This window comes from Shewanella aquimarina (assembly GCF_023349185.1).
In the GTDB taxonomy this organism is placed as follows: Bacteria; Pseudomonadota; Gammaproteobacteria; order Enterobacterales; family Shewanellaceae; genus Shewanella; species Shewanella aquimarina.
Genome location: NZ_JAKIKY010000009.1, coordinates 140,372 through 157,998, shown reverse-complemented (window position 1 = coordinate 157,998; position 17,627 = coordinate 140,372). Strand labels below are relative to the sequence as shown.

Here is a 17,627-nt window from a genome sequence, read left to right as displayed (position 1 = left end):
ATTTTTGCATCTCAAGCCAAAAATACTTATGTCATATTTATTATTTTTCTATTTACCTTACCAATAACCCTTTTCAAAGCAGCCCAAGATCTACCTGATGGTTTCAATGTACTATCCGCGCTTAAGGTACATATCTCTTTGGCAATTTGGGAGTATACCGGTTTAATATAATGCCTAATATTATCTGTTACCTGAGATTCGCTCAATACAAACTTTCTTACATCAATTAATTGTACGTTATTGTAAGTCTCGTTTAACTTCTCCAGCATAAGATTCATCTCTTTATGCCTTATGTGCATATCAATCTCCCAATCTTTAACCTTATGATTCAAATTAACTTCTGCACCCGTTAAAAACATAAAGCACTTGTTAGGAAACATGGATATCAATATTTCTAGATTATCAAAAAACTCTGAAGGTGTTATAGCTCCTTCATAAATGAAGTTTTCTCTAAAATAATCAAAGAAACCAGCGCTAACTCCGATCAAGTGAGCCGGAATACTTTTGGTACTGTCGGGGTTTGTCCAATCTATCGCAAAAGCATCAAACGGCACTAATAAATTTGATGATTTTGACCTATATATTCCCCGACTATAATCGTTTAACGGACTATATATAAGAACATCCCAGTTATTTTCATATATCTTATCGTTACCATTAAACCCTTCATAAATGTCTAGTGAATTCAGTTCATTTAAATTTTCTTCTGTTAACTTGTTTTTCAAAAAAACTGTATGCTCACCGTGAACACTTATGTTTTTGCTATTAACGAAATTGAATTGGGTATCAACCTTCTTACCAGGCAAATAGTGAACTACTTGGTCTAAATCGCATCCTCCAATCATCAAATACTTCAAACCATCTCGATCTATTTTCTTATTTTTCGATTTACCATGTTCTAAGGAAATATAACTTACGTCGCAATTTTCATCAATCTGAGAAGCAACATCGCCTACCACATTCAATTTAGGGCAGCCTAAATATTTATACACCCAATTTTCAATTCCCATATTCATTGTTCTACAGGAAAATAAAAAATGTACTAGCTCATTGCCTTTTAACAAATAGAATCCAGATATTCCATAATCACCGTACTTATCGGTAACATTGATTACTCCAGAAACTACATCGGTACCTTTTAATTGATTCAAAAATTCATACTTTGTGACTCTATTTTTTGTATAATTTAACTGATTTGTTCGCTCTATGAGTTCAAGAACTCTATCTAAATTGCTCTCAACATCATTAATAACATTAACTTTAATTTCTGAATCAACAAGAAATTCATAATTAGACAAGTTTCTATCATTTAAAACTTTTCTTTTACTCTCCAAAATTTTATATTGAGATAATCGACTTAAATTACTATCATCCTTTCCCTTCAAATATTCATGACTTAAAATCTGTTCGATAATATTTGGTTCACAAGCTGAAATATTAGGATTTTCAAATATTACTTCGTTAATATTCCCTATATTATCATCTATAAACAACACATTTTCTGCTCGCAAAGCCATATCATTAATGATCGACTTCACAGCTTTACCTTTTGGATTCCAGCCTATTTCTGAAAAAACAAAGTACTCCCAAAGTCCTTTCTCAGTTAGAAACTGTTCAATTTCAATACGATCATTTTTAGAACATATGCTATTAACAATTCCGCGTTTACTTAACTCAATTATTAGTTCGTGATTAGCTTGTGAGTATGTTATTCCTTCTTCAGAAAAAGTACCTTTCCAAAAAGTTTCATCTAAGTCCCAAATAACAAGCTTTATTTTATCTTTTATAATATTCATTTACATTGGATCACTTAAACAGCCCTGTATTCCACCACTTGCACTGATGCAAGCCCCTTGCACAAAACCAGCATTCTCCGAACTTAAAAATACAGCAAGTTTCGCCACTTCATTAGGTGTCCCCACTCTTCCAAGTGGATGAAACATTTCTAAACGCTGGTAAAGCTCTTCTTTCCCAATGAAACCTGCTTTAAGCATATCAGTGGCAATAGCTGCAGGCTCAATTGCATTAACTCTTACTCTGCTGCCAATATCCAACACCATATTACGAGTCATAGCACTTAAGGCTGCTTTGGTTGTTGCGTAAGCTACGAATTGCTTTTTAGTTTGTGTCGCGTGAATACTACTAATATTCACTATTGAACCAGAATTACTTTCTAAATCATTAATAAACATTTGCGACAAGAAAAAAGGAGCAGATAAATTAACGTTAAAACTAGTACTCCACTGTTTTCTTGTAATAACTCTTGTGTTGGCCAGAATTTGAACTGCTGCGTTATTTACTAAAGTTGAAATACCTGTGCCATGAGTAATTTTATTGACCTTATAATAAAATTCATTTGCATACACTTCATCTATAACAAGTTTCTCTAGATCAAGCTGAACAAAATGAATATTTTCAGGCATATCAAAATCATCATTTATATCTGTTGCAACAATTTTGTAACCAGCATTGGTAAACTCATTAACGAGAGCCCGACCAATTCCTCCAAGAGCACCGGTAATCAACGCCCACCTATTCTTTGAACATAGAGTCTGCATTAGAGTTCTCTCTTAATATCTATAGAAAAAACAACTATTTACTATTTAAAAAATCGGCAATATGCGAGAGCGCTTTGTAAGTAGCACGCCTAACCCCTTCTTTGGTGTTACTTCCGTTATGAGAGCCAAAAATACATTGCGGCATATCACGTAAGGGGGAAGATTCAGGTAGAGGTTCTACTTCAAATACATCTAAACCAGCTGCAGCAACATGACCAGATTTCAATGCGCTAATTAATGCAACTTCATCGATAAGTGGACCTCTTGCAACATTGACGATCATCACACCTGATTTAAGCTTATTGATAACTTCAGCATTAAGCATATGATGATTTTTACTATTTAAAGCACAAGTAAACACAAGAAAATCGAGTTCTTCTACTGCTTTAGGAAACTCTTCTCTAGTTACATATTGATAACCTTTGTCACCTTGAACGCCAGGATCATAGACTGTTACGTCAACATCAAAACCTCCTAAGCGCTTAACTAGGCTTTCACCAATATCACCAAAGCCTACTACACCAACTTTCTTACCACTGATACTCATGCCCGCAGGCTTTGGCCAACCATGATTATTTCTTATTTCACGGTCTATATAATAAGTTTGTCTAGCTAACCCTAATAACAAAGCCATTCCTACATCAGCCACTTCACCACCAAACATATTGGGGGTATTTGTAATAGGAATGCCAAGACGCTCACACGCTTGAAAATCTACATTATCGACTCCAATCCCCCACTTAACAGCAGCAGTAAGGTTACCGTTTACAGCCGCTTCAAATACCTGTTCGGTTGCAGGGTCATCGCCAATGATCCAACCATCATACTCAGGCAATAACGCCATTAACTCGGCTTCTGACAGGACCTGGGTTGTATTTGCTGCAACCAGCTCCAAACCCAAAGTTCGCGCAGGCTCAACAAACTCTTCAAACATGCCTAACATCGGCGGACATGTTACTAGTACTTTCTTCATATTCATGCCTTTATAGTGTTACCAAGCCTTTCTCTAGCATGTAATGAGTCATCACTACAGCTCTATCCCAATCATCTGGTGTATCAATATCTGAGCACTCCATCGCAGGGGAAACCATCATGCTAGGCTTTGCTCCAATACGTGCTTTGGTTTTTGAAAAGCTCTCACGATTAAACAAATACAAATTAGAGTTCTCTTCAAACCATGGCTCTAAATCTTGTGTTGGGATTAAATTATCTGGATCATGGTTAATAGCTTCACACTTCTCCGTATAAAAGCGAGTTTGTATTTTATTAACGGTAAACAAAGAATCCGCTGAAGCAGATGATAGTTCATCGCTATATTGCTTAAGTGCTCTTCTAATCGTGTCTGAAGATAGCAAAGGATTTGTAGTATGAGTCATTAAATAAATATCGGCTTCTACATTATCGACATCATCCGCTAACACTCGATTCATAGACACTTCATCTCCACAAATCTCGCTCTTTCGGTCCCTAATCAATATTCGGTCTGTAGAAATTAATCCGTTCTCAGCCAAAATGTCTTTAGCATCGGTATTTATAACAATCTGATCTATTTCCTCGACAGCCAAAAGACTGTCTAAAATCCAACGAAAAAGAGGCTTCCCACAAAAGTCCCTAAAATTTTTCCCCTTGACTCGAGTGCTATTTGCCTTCATTGGTAAAAGCGCAACTATTTTTTTACTCATTCAATTTATATCCTTCTTACTGATAGTAGACGTAATACTCATATCTGTTACCCGTGGATAAAAGTATTTCATCTTCATTTCTTTTGATAGTTTTCTATGAATATGGTTACCACGATAGGCGCCTGAATATTGACAATATCTAAACATTAAAATCGAATATATCTCTTTAAAGAAAACCTTATCCCTTAATGCCACACGAATGTCTTTCAAAATACCAGCAAATATATATGAAAGAGTATCGAATATACTCAAATGAATTTCAGGCATAATTTTTTGGAGAGCGAGAGCCTCTCTCTCATATCGAACCTTGACTTTATTCCATGTTTCATCATGAATATGAAAAACGCATGCCTCAGCAACATAACCCAATTGATAACCATTCACCACTAACTCTTTTGCTAAAAACATATCTTCGCAGCCAGTAAGAGTTTCATCAAAGTTGTACTTTTCCCAAACATCTTTTCTTAATGCAGAGTTTGCATTATTACAAAATATACCCTTTTGCGGCAACTGGCTTTCTATCGGAAAGTATTTACTAAATAACTGACGCTCGCTAAACTTTGTCCCATCTCGACCAACTTGCCTACCATAAGTATAAGCAATATTCATATCAGCTAAAGGGCTTACCAGTTTTTCAATCCAGTCCACACTAGTAGGAATGCAATGGCCACTTACAAAAACCAAATACTGCCCGTTTGCAAATTCACAACCAAAATTCAAAGAGCGACCGAAAGTGAACTCACTTTTATCTATATAGGTTATTCTACAGTTATATTTTTTAGCTATGAGCAACGTATTATCAGAGGAACCAGAGTCTACAATCACAACCTCAATTCTGAATTTTTCTGAAACTTGTTTACCAATAATAGTTAACAATTCTTCTAAATGCTTCTCTTCATTTAAAGTCCTGATAACGACACTAACTAATTCCCGCATAATGCTCTACAACTCTATATAAAATAATTTACCACTATCTACTGATTGTTCTCTAGCACTTGTTACTATCAAGTTATTAGTATTGTAAGCTTTACAATTAGTAGGTCTTTTTATAGGAAGGTTAATTTCCAAAACAAAGTTACCTTGCAAATCATATTTATGAATAAATCCACCATCCCACATCGCTATATAAATAAAACCATCAACAATACAACCACCGTCGGGTGTATAACTCTTATCAGACAAATCTAACCAAGTTCTTACATCTTTCACTTTTGAAAATGAAACATCAAATTCAAACCTATAAACTAATTTAAGTAGCGAATCCGATATTAAGTAAACACAATCACTGATCTTAATAAATGAGTTTGGAATACCTAAGCTTTCATAGACTTTAACTGATTCATGTTCATTTGTAATCCAAAGAGCACCATCTTGCCCTGGATTTTCCTTTTTCATTGTACCGAACAAATATTTGTTTCTACTTATTTTTACGCCATCATTTGCTCGGTAATCAGACTTCTTAAAAGCTAAAGGGATTTTATATTTTACAGACCAAATTGAATTTTCTATATCAAAGACACAAACACCGCTTTCACTTGCCAAAACCACTTGACTTTCTAAAACTTCTAGTACAGCGCTAGCTTGCTCTGGTAATTCATACTGAGAAATAGAATTTTGAGCTTTAATAAAAAGTTTTTTACTGAGGATATCTAGCCAATAAATTTTATCACCAGAGATGTACAATCCCTCGCCCAATTCACTTCTAATTGATTCAATCACCCTAATCATTTTAACTCTCACATATAAAAAACTAGCAGTATCAACTACGCTTGCGATTAAAATGTAACGCCAGTAAAAATAAAACTGATATTGCTCCCCCAAAAAATGTGCCGAGAATACTTATAACTGCTCTTTTGGGTTTAAACTTTTCTTCAGGAACAAAAGCAGGATCAATAGTTTTGAACACATATTCATCTCTGACCTCTGCAAACATGATAGTCTTAGCTTGTTCTTCTATGAGCTTATATAAAATTGAACGGATATCAGCGACATTTGTCAAAGAAATTTGTTTATTCAAAAACTTACTGCTACGAACGGCCTCCGCAACATCTCGTTCTTTCATTTCTTTATTTATATCTTCAACTAACCATTCAAGCCATGTTTTAGCTAGCTTCGGAGAAAAATGCTCAAATGAAATTGTTACGATACCAGTTTCCTTCGCAACAGAGATATTCATTAGCTCTGAAAATGCTTCATATGCTTCTAATGGAGATGGTTTAGGTTTATAAGGTAGGTCTACATTACGAACCCACTTCTGCGCAATCGGATCATAATCGTCTGTCTTATAAATAACAGAATCTTGTTCCATGTCCCAATATTCTACAGCCATCAAATCAACGAGAATGTCATGTTTTTCAATAAAATTTGTTATGAAGTCTCTAGATTTAATTACTTCTATCGCTAATTGCGCATCCTCTAAGGAACTATTACCAATATTAATTCCGGCCATACTGGCTAGGCCACCAAACTGTGAGGCTAAAGCACTTAGGCCCCCCCCCTGTTCATCGCTAGCCGGAGCTAGTACAACTTCACTTTTATATACATTCGGTTGCATCAAAGCGAAGAGAACCGAACCTAAAGCAAAAACTGCTGTTATAGCAATGATTAACCACTTTCCTTGCCAGATAACGCTAAACAATTCACCTACATCAATTTCATCATTTACTTGGTTTACTTGAGTTTGCATTTCAGGAAATTTCACATCGCCGTAGTTTTTAATCTCTGTAGACATAGAAAGTTTGTCTCGGTATTTCATGATCCAAAAAGTAACAAAGCACCTTAATGAGTTATCCATTAAAGTGCTCACATGAAGTGCTATAAATTGGCAATTGTCGCTAACGCCACGGCGCTGTTATAGATAATGCCCGTCACTTGCGTCCAAAGCGTTAGATTATCTTTATACTCAGTATCCAATGGTACGATAATGGTGTCGCCAGGTGTAAGCTCAGTATTGCTACTAAACCACATAGAACGATTCGGCAGTATCACCGAACCATTTGCCTTGACAATGTAGGTTCTATCTTCGTCAGCTCGCTCTCTAGCTCCACCCGACATTTCAAGATACTGATCTAGCGTTAGACCTTCCTTAAACCTGTGGGTAGCGGCATGTTGAACTTCACCCATTACTGCAATCGTCTGCTTAACTGACGGGACATAAAGAATATCTTGATCTTCTAATTGAAGATCTGCCTGTTCGATACCTATCGATATAGCAGACAAATCAACAACCAAACGACCTACCGCCTTGATGTTTTCAAGATCGGTTAGCATCATCTGAGCGTCACTGTAATTAACTACGTTACCGTCTTTGGAAACGCCACGGGTGGCTATATCACGACGCAGTTGATCGGCAAGCTTTTTGATCTCAAGCTGCTCTTGCTGACGTACCGACTCACGAACAAACACAGAAGACGGTAAGTAGGCGTACTGCGTAAAGCCCCCTGCCCGGTCAATAACATCGGCAAGCGTCTCACCGCGACGAATGTTATACACGCCGGGGAATTTTACTTCTCCACGAATCTCAACCGCTTTATTTTCCTGCCAATCAGGTGTTGTCATCACGGTGAGAATATCTCTTGGATTAAGCAGTGAGTTAGCATCATTGTTACCTGCCAGCGCTTGCGCCAAATTGATGCTTGAGTGATCAACGCTAGACTCCTCGCTGTCAATAATCGTAGATGTTAGTTCAGCTCTAGCCGTATACGCACCTTCGACTAATCCACCCGCTGCAGTCACTAAATCCTTAACCTTGGCTCCTTGAGTCAGCGGGTACACGCCGGGATGACGAACCTTGCCACTGATTGCAACAACTTGTGTGCCGTTATCCGAGTTACCTTGGGCAGCAAGCTCAGCTACAACGGGATAAAGTAGCTCACTGCGATTCATCGAACCACTGAGTTTAATAAGTTCCTTATCATCAAACAGGTTAGCCAGCATCTTGCTAACTTCGCCCTTAATAAGTTGCTCTTTATCATCAAGCGCTTCTTTAGCGATGACTACACCACCAAGTTGGCTGCGCTGTGAAAGTTGCATCTTATCAAGCTGTGAGAAGCCAGCCTTAAACAGATCGTTACCGACAAGGCTATCACCCGTTAGTAAGGTAACTTTCTCTACGCGCTGTTTTACCAGCTTATTTAACTCATAGCGATTCTGAGTATCATCGCTATAGTTGAAAATCATCACCTTATCACGAGGTTGCAATGTCAAATCTTGCGCCAAATCCTTCTCGGCAATAGCAAGGCTGGGTGAGAATTGTAATACCTTAACCTTACCGTAACGATTGACCTCACGAACGATAATGGCGTAGTTGAGATCGGCGGACATCGACAGGTCGCCCCAAAGTGATGGCAGAAGATCACTAATCCTTTGGCCATCAAACCATTGGTACTTTCCTGGACGCACGACAGCCCCCACCACGGTAATGGCATCTTCAAACTGACCGGAAGCGTTTTTAACGCGAATGAAATCACCAGGTTGAGCCTTAGTCGACTTTCCTTTAGAAGAAGTAAGATCCACATTAACAATAGAGCGAAGGCCGTTGCTGTTATAGCGTTCGATACTACTGCTCTTAGGGTAGGCTCCTGGTTTGACACCTGCCGCCATGGCAACGATATCGGCAACCGTTTCGTTTCGCTTAAGCTCGTAAATGGCTGGGCGACGCACTTCACCGGTAATGCTAACTAACCCACCTACAGGCGGAATAAACACTACATCGCCGGAGCGCAGACGAATATCCCCCGATGCGTCACCGCGCATCAGTAAGTCGTACAGATCCATACTACCGACTAACTTACCGTTACGTTTGACTTGGATATTACGTAGCGAACCAATCTCATTTACCCCCCCGGCAACAAACAAAGCCTGGGTAATAGTCGACAAACTAGACACTGTGTATGAACCAGGCTTATAGGCATCGCCTGCAACAAAGATGCGAATCGAGCGCAGTTCACCCATGGTGATATTAGATTCGATACCTATCATCTGCTGAGAGATACGATGACTTAAAGACTCTCTCAGCTCGGCAAAGCTTAACCCTGCTACCGAGATAGGACCAAGTTCAGGAAATTGGATGCTGCCTTCACGGTTAATGACAAGATCATACTCTTTATTTTCTTTACCAAAGAGTTGCACCTTAATTCTGTCACCCGGCCCCACCAAGTACTCACTAGGCACTGGCACGTCTGAGACAGGCGCAAAGGTCGTTGGCTCGCCCTGAAACAACTCGTACCCGAAGCGCACTAACTGATTTTTCTGTTCATCTTGCGAGAAGTTAAGCTCGTTTGCCGCATCACGCGAATGATCGACGACCTCATTAGTGGCACGAGGCTCAACGACTTGCGGATTATCAAGCTTCTGCTGTGATGGGTTTGTACCGCCAAGCATTGCTGGATCGATACCGTATTGACGCGCAAGTCTTTGCTGCTCAGATGCTGGCAGATTCTTAAATTGCTCTATCATTTGCGGCGAAGGCGTGATCGCCTGAGCCTGCGTCCCCACTAAAAACAGTGCGGCAACCGCTGTTAGAATGACTTTTTTGGTTCGTTGTAACACCGATACTCTCCATTGATAAAGGCAAGGTCTAAAAAATGTTCTGTCTTAAACACTATTGATTGGCATTCAGGCACACTACCGCCCCGCGTGGCAGCGACCTGACTCAATACATCCGGTACTTCACTCTTCGAGCCAGCTAAAGCTGTTAATGATTGTTCCTGACAATCATTTTCGGCGTCCACTAAAAGACAGAACAGTTTCTGTCTTTTGCCTTTCAGGCACGCTACCGATCCGCGTGGCGGCCAGAGGCCTTCGGCTATCGCTTAACGAATGAAACTTTTCATTCGATGCCCTACGGGCACGCTACCGCCCATAGGTTACGGCTCCCAACATGCCCTTCGCCACGCGAAAATCAGCTTGTAAATTAACTTTTGCTAAAACACTTTGCTTAAGACGCCTTACAAAATGACACATTAAACAAAGTACTTTTGCGTTATCTTGAAGAAAAACGATTCATTGTACTGGAACAAAAAGACAATTACTGCTCACATAGCCATCAATTGTTCAATACAATCGAATGCGATCGGTGCCATCGGCTTAAAACAGCTTGATCCGGGCACGAAACAACCAAAATCTATGTCCAAATAGCCCAAACACCGACGCAACGACTAGAGAGTAATGACAATGAATGATCCGCTATGGCAGATCTCTTACATACATTAGCGCCAACAACCTACTTCTTATCACCTATCCATGCGTAACTGTGTCTTCGAAGCCCTGCTTAAATAAGCCAGTGGCACCTCACATGTCTTCCTTAAACCCCCTTGACGCTAGCTCGTGAAACAGACACCCTCTTTTGCTGCCCCATGATCTCAAACAAGATGTGGCAACGCTTATCGCCACTCTCCTCTTCAAAGATCCCTTCAAGTTCCTTAAATGGTCCATCGACGAACTTCACCTTGTCACCGACAACCAAAGCCTGCTCACCATTTTCCGCTAGCATAGTGTCGCTTGGTAGTTGCAGGGCATTTAGCATCTTAGCCTCACGCATTTTGATGGAATGCACTATGGCATCGTCTATCGCCGTCATCTCCTCACGACAACCTATGATTCGCGACACGCCTCGCGTCGAATGTATCTTACTAACGCTAATCTCAAGCGGGTCGAAATAGATAAACAGGTAACAGGGAAATAGCGGCAGACGCTTAACACTGGTCTTGCCGGCCTTGGTGATCTGTTGTGGGAGAGTGGGCAGGTAAGTCTCTATCTGTTGCAATGCAAGATTTTGCTGCGCGCGCGTTTCGCCGCGAGGTTTGCAATACACAAGATACCAAGACTTCATAATTTCCTTAAGAACCTATTTTTATCGTTAGCTAACACTTAATCACCGCTATGGCTGACACCAATGCGGCCTTACTATCACAACTACTGTGTTTGCAAGACGCTTAGAATAACGCGCAATGCAAAGATAACGAGATAATTCAGGTGACATCCAATTCACGGCCGAAATCATAGCAAATACTCTAGGGCAAAGAAAAGAGCGTTTTTCCTCTATTTCACCTACCCACTGCGTCATCATCAGTTAAATCTTTGGATCATCGCGAAGAGGCGCAATCAGTCATCCCTAAGCCCCTCCAACCAGTGATGATTTGTTGGTCAGTTAGCCCAGGTAAATTGACTTTTAGGCGATGAAAAGGGTATATAAGGTGGGTTTGATAAAATTTAATACCCTAAATATTAAAATATAATAAATTCTCGCAACAAACTTAGAACGCGGCAAGGACGATTGGTCAACATTTTCATTGAGTTAGACTAATCAAGCGCCTCTATTCAACAAGCGAGCTATATTAGCAACAACCATTTTTCTACATAGTTTTTGTTATGTAGGCAATCACAAGCTGAAGGTGGAAGACTTACATGAGTGCAGCAAAACCCCAAGGTACGATGCTCGGCCATCCTAAGGGACTGTTCCTGTTGTTTACAACTGAGTTATGGGAACGTTTCAGTTACTATGCGATGCGAGCCATCCTGGTACTATATCTCGTCGATGCAGTCCAATCACAAGGTGGTCATGGTCTAGGTTGGACCCAGGCCGACGCCCTAAATCTTTACGGTACATTCACAGGTCTTGTTTACCTAACGCCCCTCATCGGTGGTTGGCTCGCCGATACCTTCTTAGGTCAACGTAAAGCCATCATCATAGGTGGCGCCCTAATGGCCGCAGGTCAATTTATTTTAGGTACCCCTCATGCGTGGGTACAGGGCATGGAAACCGAAGTATTCTATGTCGGCCTAGGTGTCCTCATCTTAGGTAACGGTCTGTTCAAGCCAAACATCTCTACCATGGTAGGTGACCTATACGAAGAAGGCGATCATCGCCGTGACGGTGCCTTCACCATCTTCTATATGGGTATTAACGTTGGTGCCTTCCTTTCAGGCATTATTGTTGGTTCGGTCGTCGCTTACTTCGATGGCAACTTCCAGGCAGGCTTCATCTGTGCCGGTATCGGTATGGTCATCTCACTGATCATCCAATTCCTGTTCGCACAAAAGCTTCTTGGCGATATTGGTCGTACTCCAGCGGCTCAACTTGAAAAGCAAAGAGCAGCAGAAAAAGGTGAAGTTCGTAAAGAGCCACTAACCAAAGTTGAGCGCGATCGCATCAAGGTGATCATGATCATGGGTCTGTTTACCATCATCTTCTGGGCTGGTTTCGAGCAAGCTGGCGGCCTGATGAACCTGTTCACCAACGACTTCACCGACCGTATGATCGGTACCTGGGAAGTCCCTACTACTTGGTTCCAGTCATTGAACGCCATGTTCATCGTGATCTTCGCCCCTGTAGTGGCTTCTATTTGGGTTCGTCTTGGCGACAGAGAGCCTAACTCACCGGTAAAATTCGCATTAGGTCTGGTATTACTCGCAACGGGCTTCCTGTTTATGATCGGTGCGGTACTGGAAATGGGTGGTGACGCTAGCGCCAAGTCAAGCATGTGGTGGTTGGTAGGCGCTTATTTCTTCCACACCATGGGTGAATTGTGTCTCTCTCCAATTGGTCTCTCTATGGTGACCAAGCTGGCTCCGCTGCGTATCGCATCACTAATGATGGGTGCCTGGTTCCTGTTTGTTGCCGCAGCAAACAAGATTGGCGGTATTATCGGTTCATTCATCGGCCATGGTGGCGAGAAAGAAGAGCAGCTAGCCAACGCTATGTCTATCTTCGCTGGTATCGCTATCACCGCCGCGCTGTCAGGCGTTATCCTCTACTTCATGGCGGATAAACTGGTTGACTGGATGCATGGCGCCGAAGATAGCCACCACACTGAAGAAGAAGCCTTAGAGGAAGAGATTGCTATTACTGCAGAGCATGAAGCAATCAAGCGCTAATGGTTTATCACCTGAAAAGAATGCTAATGGCTTATCACTAGCAAGTTAACATCATAAAAAACGCCACATTAAGTGGCGTTTTTTATGTCTAGGGTTAAATAAAAATAAAACGATTCTTGAGAAAAAATTAGAAGCTCATCTGCACATAGCCGCCAGGGGCTACCTTGGGGCTGTAACTCAAACCAACAAACTCATCATTGAGCAGCATCTCCCTATGTTCGGCGCTGCTTGAAACCACACACAAGCTCTCTCCCGGCATTAAATTTCTAAACTGAGTGCTGGGCTGACCCCACTCTAAAATCCCCAATTGTAGCGCGTCAGGCATTGCCAGCGGCATTAACCCCTCTTCGTTGCGGATATAACACCTTAGGCCCTTACCTGCCTGCGCAATAGAAGCCCGGTAATGGGTCAATTCAACGACCGCATAGACGATATCGACATAGATATCCAAACCCGACTTGCTCATCCGCTCATTAAGGTAACTCAGCATATTGAACGGCTCGATAACGGTTTCGGTATTGTCATTACGAAAACGCTTAAGCTTCTGATTGACGAAACTCTTTAGCAGCACGCTGGCAAATGCGCAGCGATTGTCTTGCGGCTGGAAATGCGCCATATACATGATGAGGTAACGCTCACCCACATTCACGCTATCGATAAAGTAGGCGCTAACCTCATCATGTTTAAACAGGCTATAGTCAATTTTTGCCTTGGGGTAGTCGATCACAGAAGGGGGGAATAGCTGTTGCTGCACGCTCTTGGCGGCCTCGGCGTTTTGCTCGAGCAGGCTAAGATGCTCTTCTAGCTCTTGGTATGACAACTCGTCGAGATCCTCCAGCTGCACATCTTGCTGACTCGAGCCACCAACGCACTGACGAATCGCATTCTCGATAAGGCAGAGGTCGTTAACCGGTTTAACCAGATAGTCATTGGCGCCGACTCTGAGCGCCTCGACCACATCGGCCATTACCTGATTGCCGGAGATCACGATTGAGAGGGTATCGGGCTTACGTTTGATCATCTGCTTGAGCATATCCAGCCCACCCAGAATAGGCATGCTGAGGTCGGCCAGCACGATATCGAAATCATGCTGACTAAATCTTTCTAATCCCTGCTGACCGTCATCGGCTTCGATAACGGTCGCACCACGATTAGTCAGGAAGGCGGCCACAATGCTGCGAAATACCGGGTCATCTTCCACTAACAGTATCACTAGATCTTCTAACGCCATTTAGCTTCCCCAGGCTCGCACTCTGGCTAAGCCGAAAAATCTAGTACATCCATATACGCCTAAATAAGCAACATCTTATCGCTGATTCCTTCGCCTATTATGAAACAATGGGTTATGCGGGACACTGATGTTAATCAAGCTCTGTCATGTATTCGTCGAGCAATTCGTCATCATCAGTCGACACGGGTATGTCGCCATCATACACTTTATAGTCAAGATGCTGAAAATACGCTTCCTTAACAAAAGTGTAGGGGTCAAGTGCATTATCGACAAGTCTTTCTTGGTCAATTGCCGATGCACGCCTATGGAGGTTTTTCAGCCCCCACTTTGCCAAGGATTGCCACATGGTGAGCTCAGATAGCGGAAAATAAAGCCCGTCCACCCAATCTGAGGCGATTTCACGGGTGACATAGGGGCCTAAGAAAGGCGCCATGAAATAAGGACCGTTAGGCACGCCGTAGTAACCGAGCACCTCGTTAAACTGATCCTGTTTTCGCGCCAGGCCCATCATGTCGGCAACATCGATCACCCCAAGCAAACCTATGGTGGTATTTATGGTAAATCGCCCACCGGCATTGGCTGCCCAGCCCCACTTTCCCTGCAGAGCGTTGTTCACCATGGAGCTGGGTTCTTCGAAGTTAAGCACGAAATTGTTAACCCCCGTCTTTACCGGACGAGGCAAGATGTCGTTGTAACCGTGGGCCACTGGGCGATAGAAATACTTATCGAGAAACTGATAGTTGAAATCCCACATGGCGCGGTTAAAACCTTCCAGAGGATCACGCTCATCATTATAGATAATGGTCACTTCTGCGGCTGTGCTATCCGTTGCACTCTCATCGCTTGTGTCTGTCTGTGCCATCACCTGGGCACCAACCAATAGCAGACTCAACGCAATCCATTTACACTTCATATAAATTAGTTTCCTAATTAGTATTGAACACGGCTAAAGTCACCAGCTATTGTTGACGATAAAGTGTTAATACTAGACTACACAGTTTGGTTTTCCTTTTCAGATCGCTAAGGATACTCAGCAAAAGCGATAGGTCAAATTGAATTTTGTAATAAGACATTCATGGCGCATCAATTTGAGGTTCACATTTGAGTAATTCCCGTATCGACATGCCCGCCCCAGCTCTTTCTGGCGGTGATGCTCTCGCCCAAACAGACAAGAGCGCTCAGGCTAAAAATATTCCGGTGGAGATTGTATCGACTCCTCAGGGCGATAAGCTCAAGTTCAACCATCGCGAGCTGGCCATCACCTACCTTGACGCTAAAGATCAGCAAAACCTAAAACAAGATGCCATCCGTCTTACAGTATTGACCCAATTTAGCGCCGCCGCTAATTCAACTTCTATGATGAATGCCAGCGTGCAGGCTCAGGGGCAGCCAACTTCCCTCCCCTTACCCAAGGGGCTGGTTGCTTATATCAATGCTAATCAGATAAGTCTGGAACAGCTCACCAACTTCGCCAGTCGTCCCCAGGGCTATCCCCTCGGGGAGGTAAAAATAACGGCAAATCAGCTGTTTTTTAATGAATCGCAACTTGTGAGATTGCCAAGCCCCTCCATTGCCGATGGTCAATACCTTGCAAAAATTGCCATAGAAAATGGACGATTGACCCTAACACTCACCCCCAAATTGGCTGAGGTCAAACTACTACTGACCCCCACAGGTAAAGATGCGCTGATGAGCAATGCCAGCTCACCCGCGCTCTATCTATCACCACCGTCATCCCAAGCGCTTATCAGCAAACCCGAGTTAGCCAGTGCTTACCATCAGTTAATAAATACCTTGGCAAAGATCCCCTTAACACCTGAATCGTTAAAAGGGATCATCATAGAGCTCACCACACCAACTCGCCCGGTTGATTCCTCATCGATTCTCATGCCAGGCAAGGCATCGGCAAACGCTGCTTTGCCTAAAGACCTAATGGTTCAGATACCGCTTCGCAGTGCGCAATCGCCTAACAAGACACCCGATAAGACAGCGGCGATTTTCGGCTCTCAGATCGGTAAAGCACTTATCTCAACGCCAACGTCAGATAATGCCTTACTGGCCAGTGAGTCGAAAAATCCCCAAGGGCCGCTGTTGAAAGAAATAGCACAAATAGCCCAGAGCCGACTCTATCAAAACGTCAGCGCCATGCTGTCAAATATCAGGCTCGCAGATATCAGGCTAACAGATAACAGGCTAACGGGAATTAGGCTCGAGGCGACGCCCCTTGAACAGGGAATGGCGAAAACTACGGCTCAGTTACACCAGCTCAGCCCTGCCGCACTGGCTAAGCTGACAGCCCTGGAGAAACAAACAGGGCAAATTTCGGCTACAGGCACTTCGCCAGCAGCAAGAGATATAGGCCAAACGCAATCATCCCCAATAGGCTTTCCCCCGAATGGACTCCAATCCAGTGATGTAGGGCTTAGAGAGGCAGGACATAGAGGCCTCAACCTCGCACTGGGTCAGCTCGCAGATAAAGCCCTACAGGCACAAAAAGCCACTGCTCAGGGGCGAAACTTGCTGCAGTTAGTGCAACAACTTCTGCCACTAGCCTTTCCCAGGCCCCTTAGCGAGTTAGCGAGTCCTAGCTCATTGAGACAGGAGCTTATCGATAGCCTCGCCGGCATCGCTGCGCCCCCAGCGCCTGTCGCTAGCCTCGGCAGTATCACTAGTCACGCCGGCACCATAGGTGTGCTGTTTCAGCTACTCCTTGGCAGACAGGTAAAAACGCAAACGAGCGGCAAAGCATCTAGCCAGGTCCAAGGACTGCAACAGCTCGCCTCGGGTAGTCAGCTACTGGGATTGCTCGAAAAAAGTGGCGGCCTAGAGTCGCTGGGCAAGTTAATATCGAATCTTTCCCTCTATCAGCAGGCGAGCAGCGACTCGCCACAATCGACGAATTGGTACTTTACCCTGCCCTACATGATTGAGCACAGACACGAAGAGCTTGAGGGGCATTTCAGCCAGGACGAGCAAGAGAAAAACAGCTCCCCTCATTGGCGGCTGCAGCTTAAGTTTAATCTCAGTCAGGCGGGGCTTTTGATCAATGCTGACGTGAAAGATGGTCGACTGAACCTGGGTTTTACCTCAGAAGATCAGAACCTGCTCGACCGTATCGAACAAAGACTCATGGGACTCGAACAGAAGATTCAGGCCATCGGCATAACCCCAAACAAGATCCGCACTCAAGTCTCACAGGTGCCCGCCTCCTTACTTCCGGGTGAGCACTATTTGGTAAAGATAAAGGCCTAATGATGAGCTCAACAGACGATTTAGAAG

Annotated in this window: 13 protein-coding genes; 2 read left to right on the top strand and 11 right to left on the bottom strand. The window is 42.9% G+C overall.

Going from position 1 to position 17,627, the window contains the following annotated elements; genetic code table 11:
* Positions 1-26: 26 nt before the first annotated feature.
* From L2731_RS12710 to rfaH, 9 genes are all read right to left on the bottom strand, one after another.
* Positions 27-1,796, bottom strand: coding sequence for an HAD-IIIC family phosphatase (locus L2731_RS12710; protein ID WP_249253444.1), 1,770 nt, complete (start codon positions 1,794-1,796; stop codon positions 27-29).
* A complete protein-coding gene (locus L2731_RS12705) occupies positions 1,797-2,558 on the bottom strand; it encodes an SDR family NAD(P)-dependent oxidoreductase (protein ID WP_249253442.1) in 762 nt (253 codons plus the stop codon).
* Positions 2,559-2,592: 34 nt separating this feature from the next.
* On the bottom strand, positions 2,593-3,531 hold the full coding sequence (locus tag L2731_RS12700; RefSeq protein ID WP_249253440.1) for a phosphoglycerate dehydrogenase: 939 nt from the start codon (positions 3,529-3,531) through the stop codon (positions 2,593-2,595).
* 10 nt (positions 3,532-3,541) lie between these two features.
* Positions 3,542-4,240 carry an acylneuraminate cytidylyltransferase family protein gene (locus L2731_RS12695; RefSeq protein ID WP_249253438.1) on the bottom strand — a complete coding sequence of 233 codons (699 nt, stop codon included), beginning with the start codon at positions 4,238-4,240 and terminating at the stop codon, positions 3,542-3,544.
* A complete protein-coding gene (locus L2731_RS12690) occupies positions 4,241-5,176 on the bottom strand; it encodes a glycosyltransferase family 2 protein (protein ID WP_249253437.1) in 936 nt (311 codons plus the stop codon). It abuts the gene before it with no gap.
* A 6-nt stretch (positions 5,177-5,182) separates the two neighbouring features.
* Entirely contained in the window at positions 5,183-5,968 is a 786-nt protein-coding gene (locus L2731_RS12685) for an SMP-30/gluconolactonase/LRE family protein (RefSeq protein ID WP_249253436.1), read from the bottom strand.
* Positions 5,969-5,999: 31 nt separating this feature from the next.
* Complete coding sequence (locus L2731_RS12680; protein WP_249253500.1) at positions 6,000-6,971, bottom strand: Wzz/FepE/Etk N-terminal domain-containing protein; 972 nt, start codon at positions 6,969-6,971, stop codon at positions 6,000-6,002.
* Positions 6,972-7,054: 83 nt separating this feature from the next.
* Positions 7,055-9,790: an SLBB domain-containing protein gene (locus L2731_RS12675; RefSeq protein WP_249253435.1), complete on the bottom strand. Its 2,736-nt coding sequence runs from the start codon at positions 9,788-9,790 to the stop codon at positions 7,055-7,057.
* A gap of 754 nt (positions 9,791-10,544) precedes the next feature.
* Positions 10,545-11,072 (bottom strand): transcription/translation regulatory transformer protein RfaH, encoded by a 528-nt coding sequence (gene rfaH, locus L2731_RS12670; protein WP_249253434.1) that lies wholly within the window; start codon positions 11,070-11,072, stop codon positions 10,545-10,547.
* 575 nt (positions 11,073-11,647) lie between these two features.
* Here rfaH and L2731_RS12665 point away from each other — a divergent pair.
* The gene (locus L2731_RS12665; RefSeq protein ID WP_041510658.1) at positions 11,648-13,117 is read left to right on the top strand and encodes a peptide MFS transporter; all 1,470 of its coding nucleotides are present in this window, start codon (positions 11,648-11,650) and stop codon (positions 13,115-13,117) included.
* A 127-nt stretch (positions 13,118-13,244) separates the two neighbouring features.
* Here the strand turns inward: L2731_RS12665 and L2731_RS12660 are convergent, their stop codons facing one another.
* Positions 13,245-14,348: a response regulator gene (locus L2731_RS12660; RefSeq protein ID WP_041510657.1), complete on the bottom strand. Its 1,104-nt coding sequence runs from the start codon at positions 14,346-14,348 to the stop codon at positions 13,245-13,247.
* Positions 14,349-14,478: 130 nt separating this feature from the next.
* Positions 14,479-15,210 carry an MlaA family lipoprotein gene (locus tag L2731_RS12655; protein WP_415837025.1) on the bottom strand — a complete coding sequence of 244 codons (732 nt, stop codon included), beginning with the start codon at positions 15,208-15,210 and terminating at the stop codon, positions 14,479-14,481.
* A gap of 239 nt (positions 15,211-15,449) precedes the next feature.
* Between L2731_RS12655 and L2731_RS12650 the strand changes: the two genes are divergently transcribed.
* A complete protein-coding gene (locus L2731_RS12650; RefSeq protein WP_249253432.1) occupies positions 15,450-17,600 on the top strand; it encodes a hypothetical protein in 2,151 nt (716 codons plus the stop codon).
* Positions 17,601-17,627: the final 27 nt, after the last annotated feature.

Coding starts and splice junctions, on each gene's coding strand:
- L2731_RS12710 (WP_249253444.1), bottom strand. CDS start 1,796: ATGAATATTATAAAAGATAAAATAAAGCTTGTTATTTGGGACTTAGAT.
- L2731_RS12705 (WP_249253442.1), bottom strand. CDS start 2,558: ATGCAGACTCTATGTTCAAAGAATAGGTGGGCGTTGATTACCGGTGCT.
- L2731_RS12700 (WP_249253440.1), bottom strand. CDS start 3,531: ATGAAGAAAGTACTAGTAACATGTCCGCCGATGTTAGGCATGTTTGAA.
- L2731_RS12695 (WP_249253438.1), bottom strand. CDS start 4,240: ATGAGTAAAAAAATAGTTGCGCTTTTACCAATGAAGGCAAATAGCACT.
- L2731_RS12690 (WP_249253437.1), bottom strand. CDS start 5,176: ATGCGGGAATTAGTTAGTGTCGTTATCAGGACTTTAAATGAAGAGAAG.
- L2731_RS12685 (WP_249253436.1), bottom strand. CDS start 5,968: ATGATTAGGGTGATTGAATCAATTAGAAGTGAATTGGGCGAGGGATTG.
- L2731_RS12680 (WP_249253500.1), bottom strand. CDS start 6,971: ATGTCTACAGAGATTAAAAACTACGGCGATGTGAAATTTCCTGAAATG.
- rfaH (WP_249253434.1), bottom strand. CDS start 11,072: ATGAAGTCTTGGTATCTTGTGTATTGCAAACCTCGCGGCGAAACGCGC.
- L2731_RS12665 (WP_041510658.1), top strand. CDS start 11,648: ATGAGTGCAGCAAAACCCCAAGGTACGATGCTCGGCCATCCTAAGGGA.
- L2731_RS12660 (WP_041510657.1), bottom strand. CDS start 14,348: ATGGCGTTAGAAGATCTAGTGATACTGTTAGTGGAAGATGACCCGGTA.
- L2731_RS12655 (WP_415837025.1), bottom strand. CDS start 15,210: ATGGCACAGACAGACACAAGCGATGAGAGTGCAACGGATAGCACAGCC.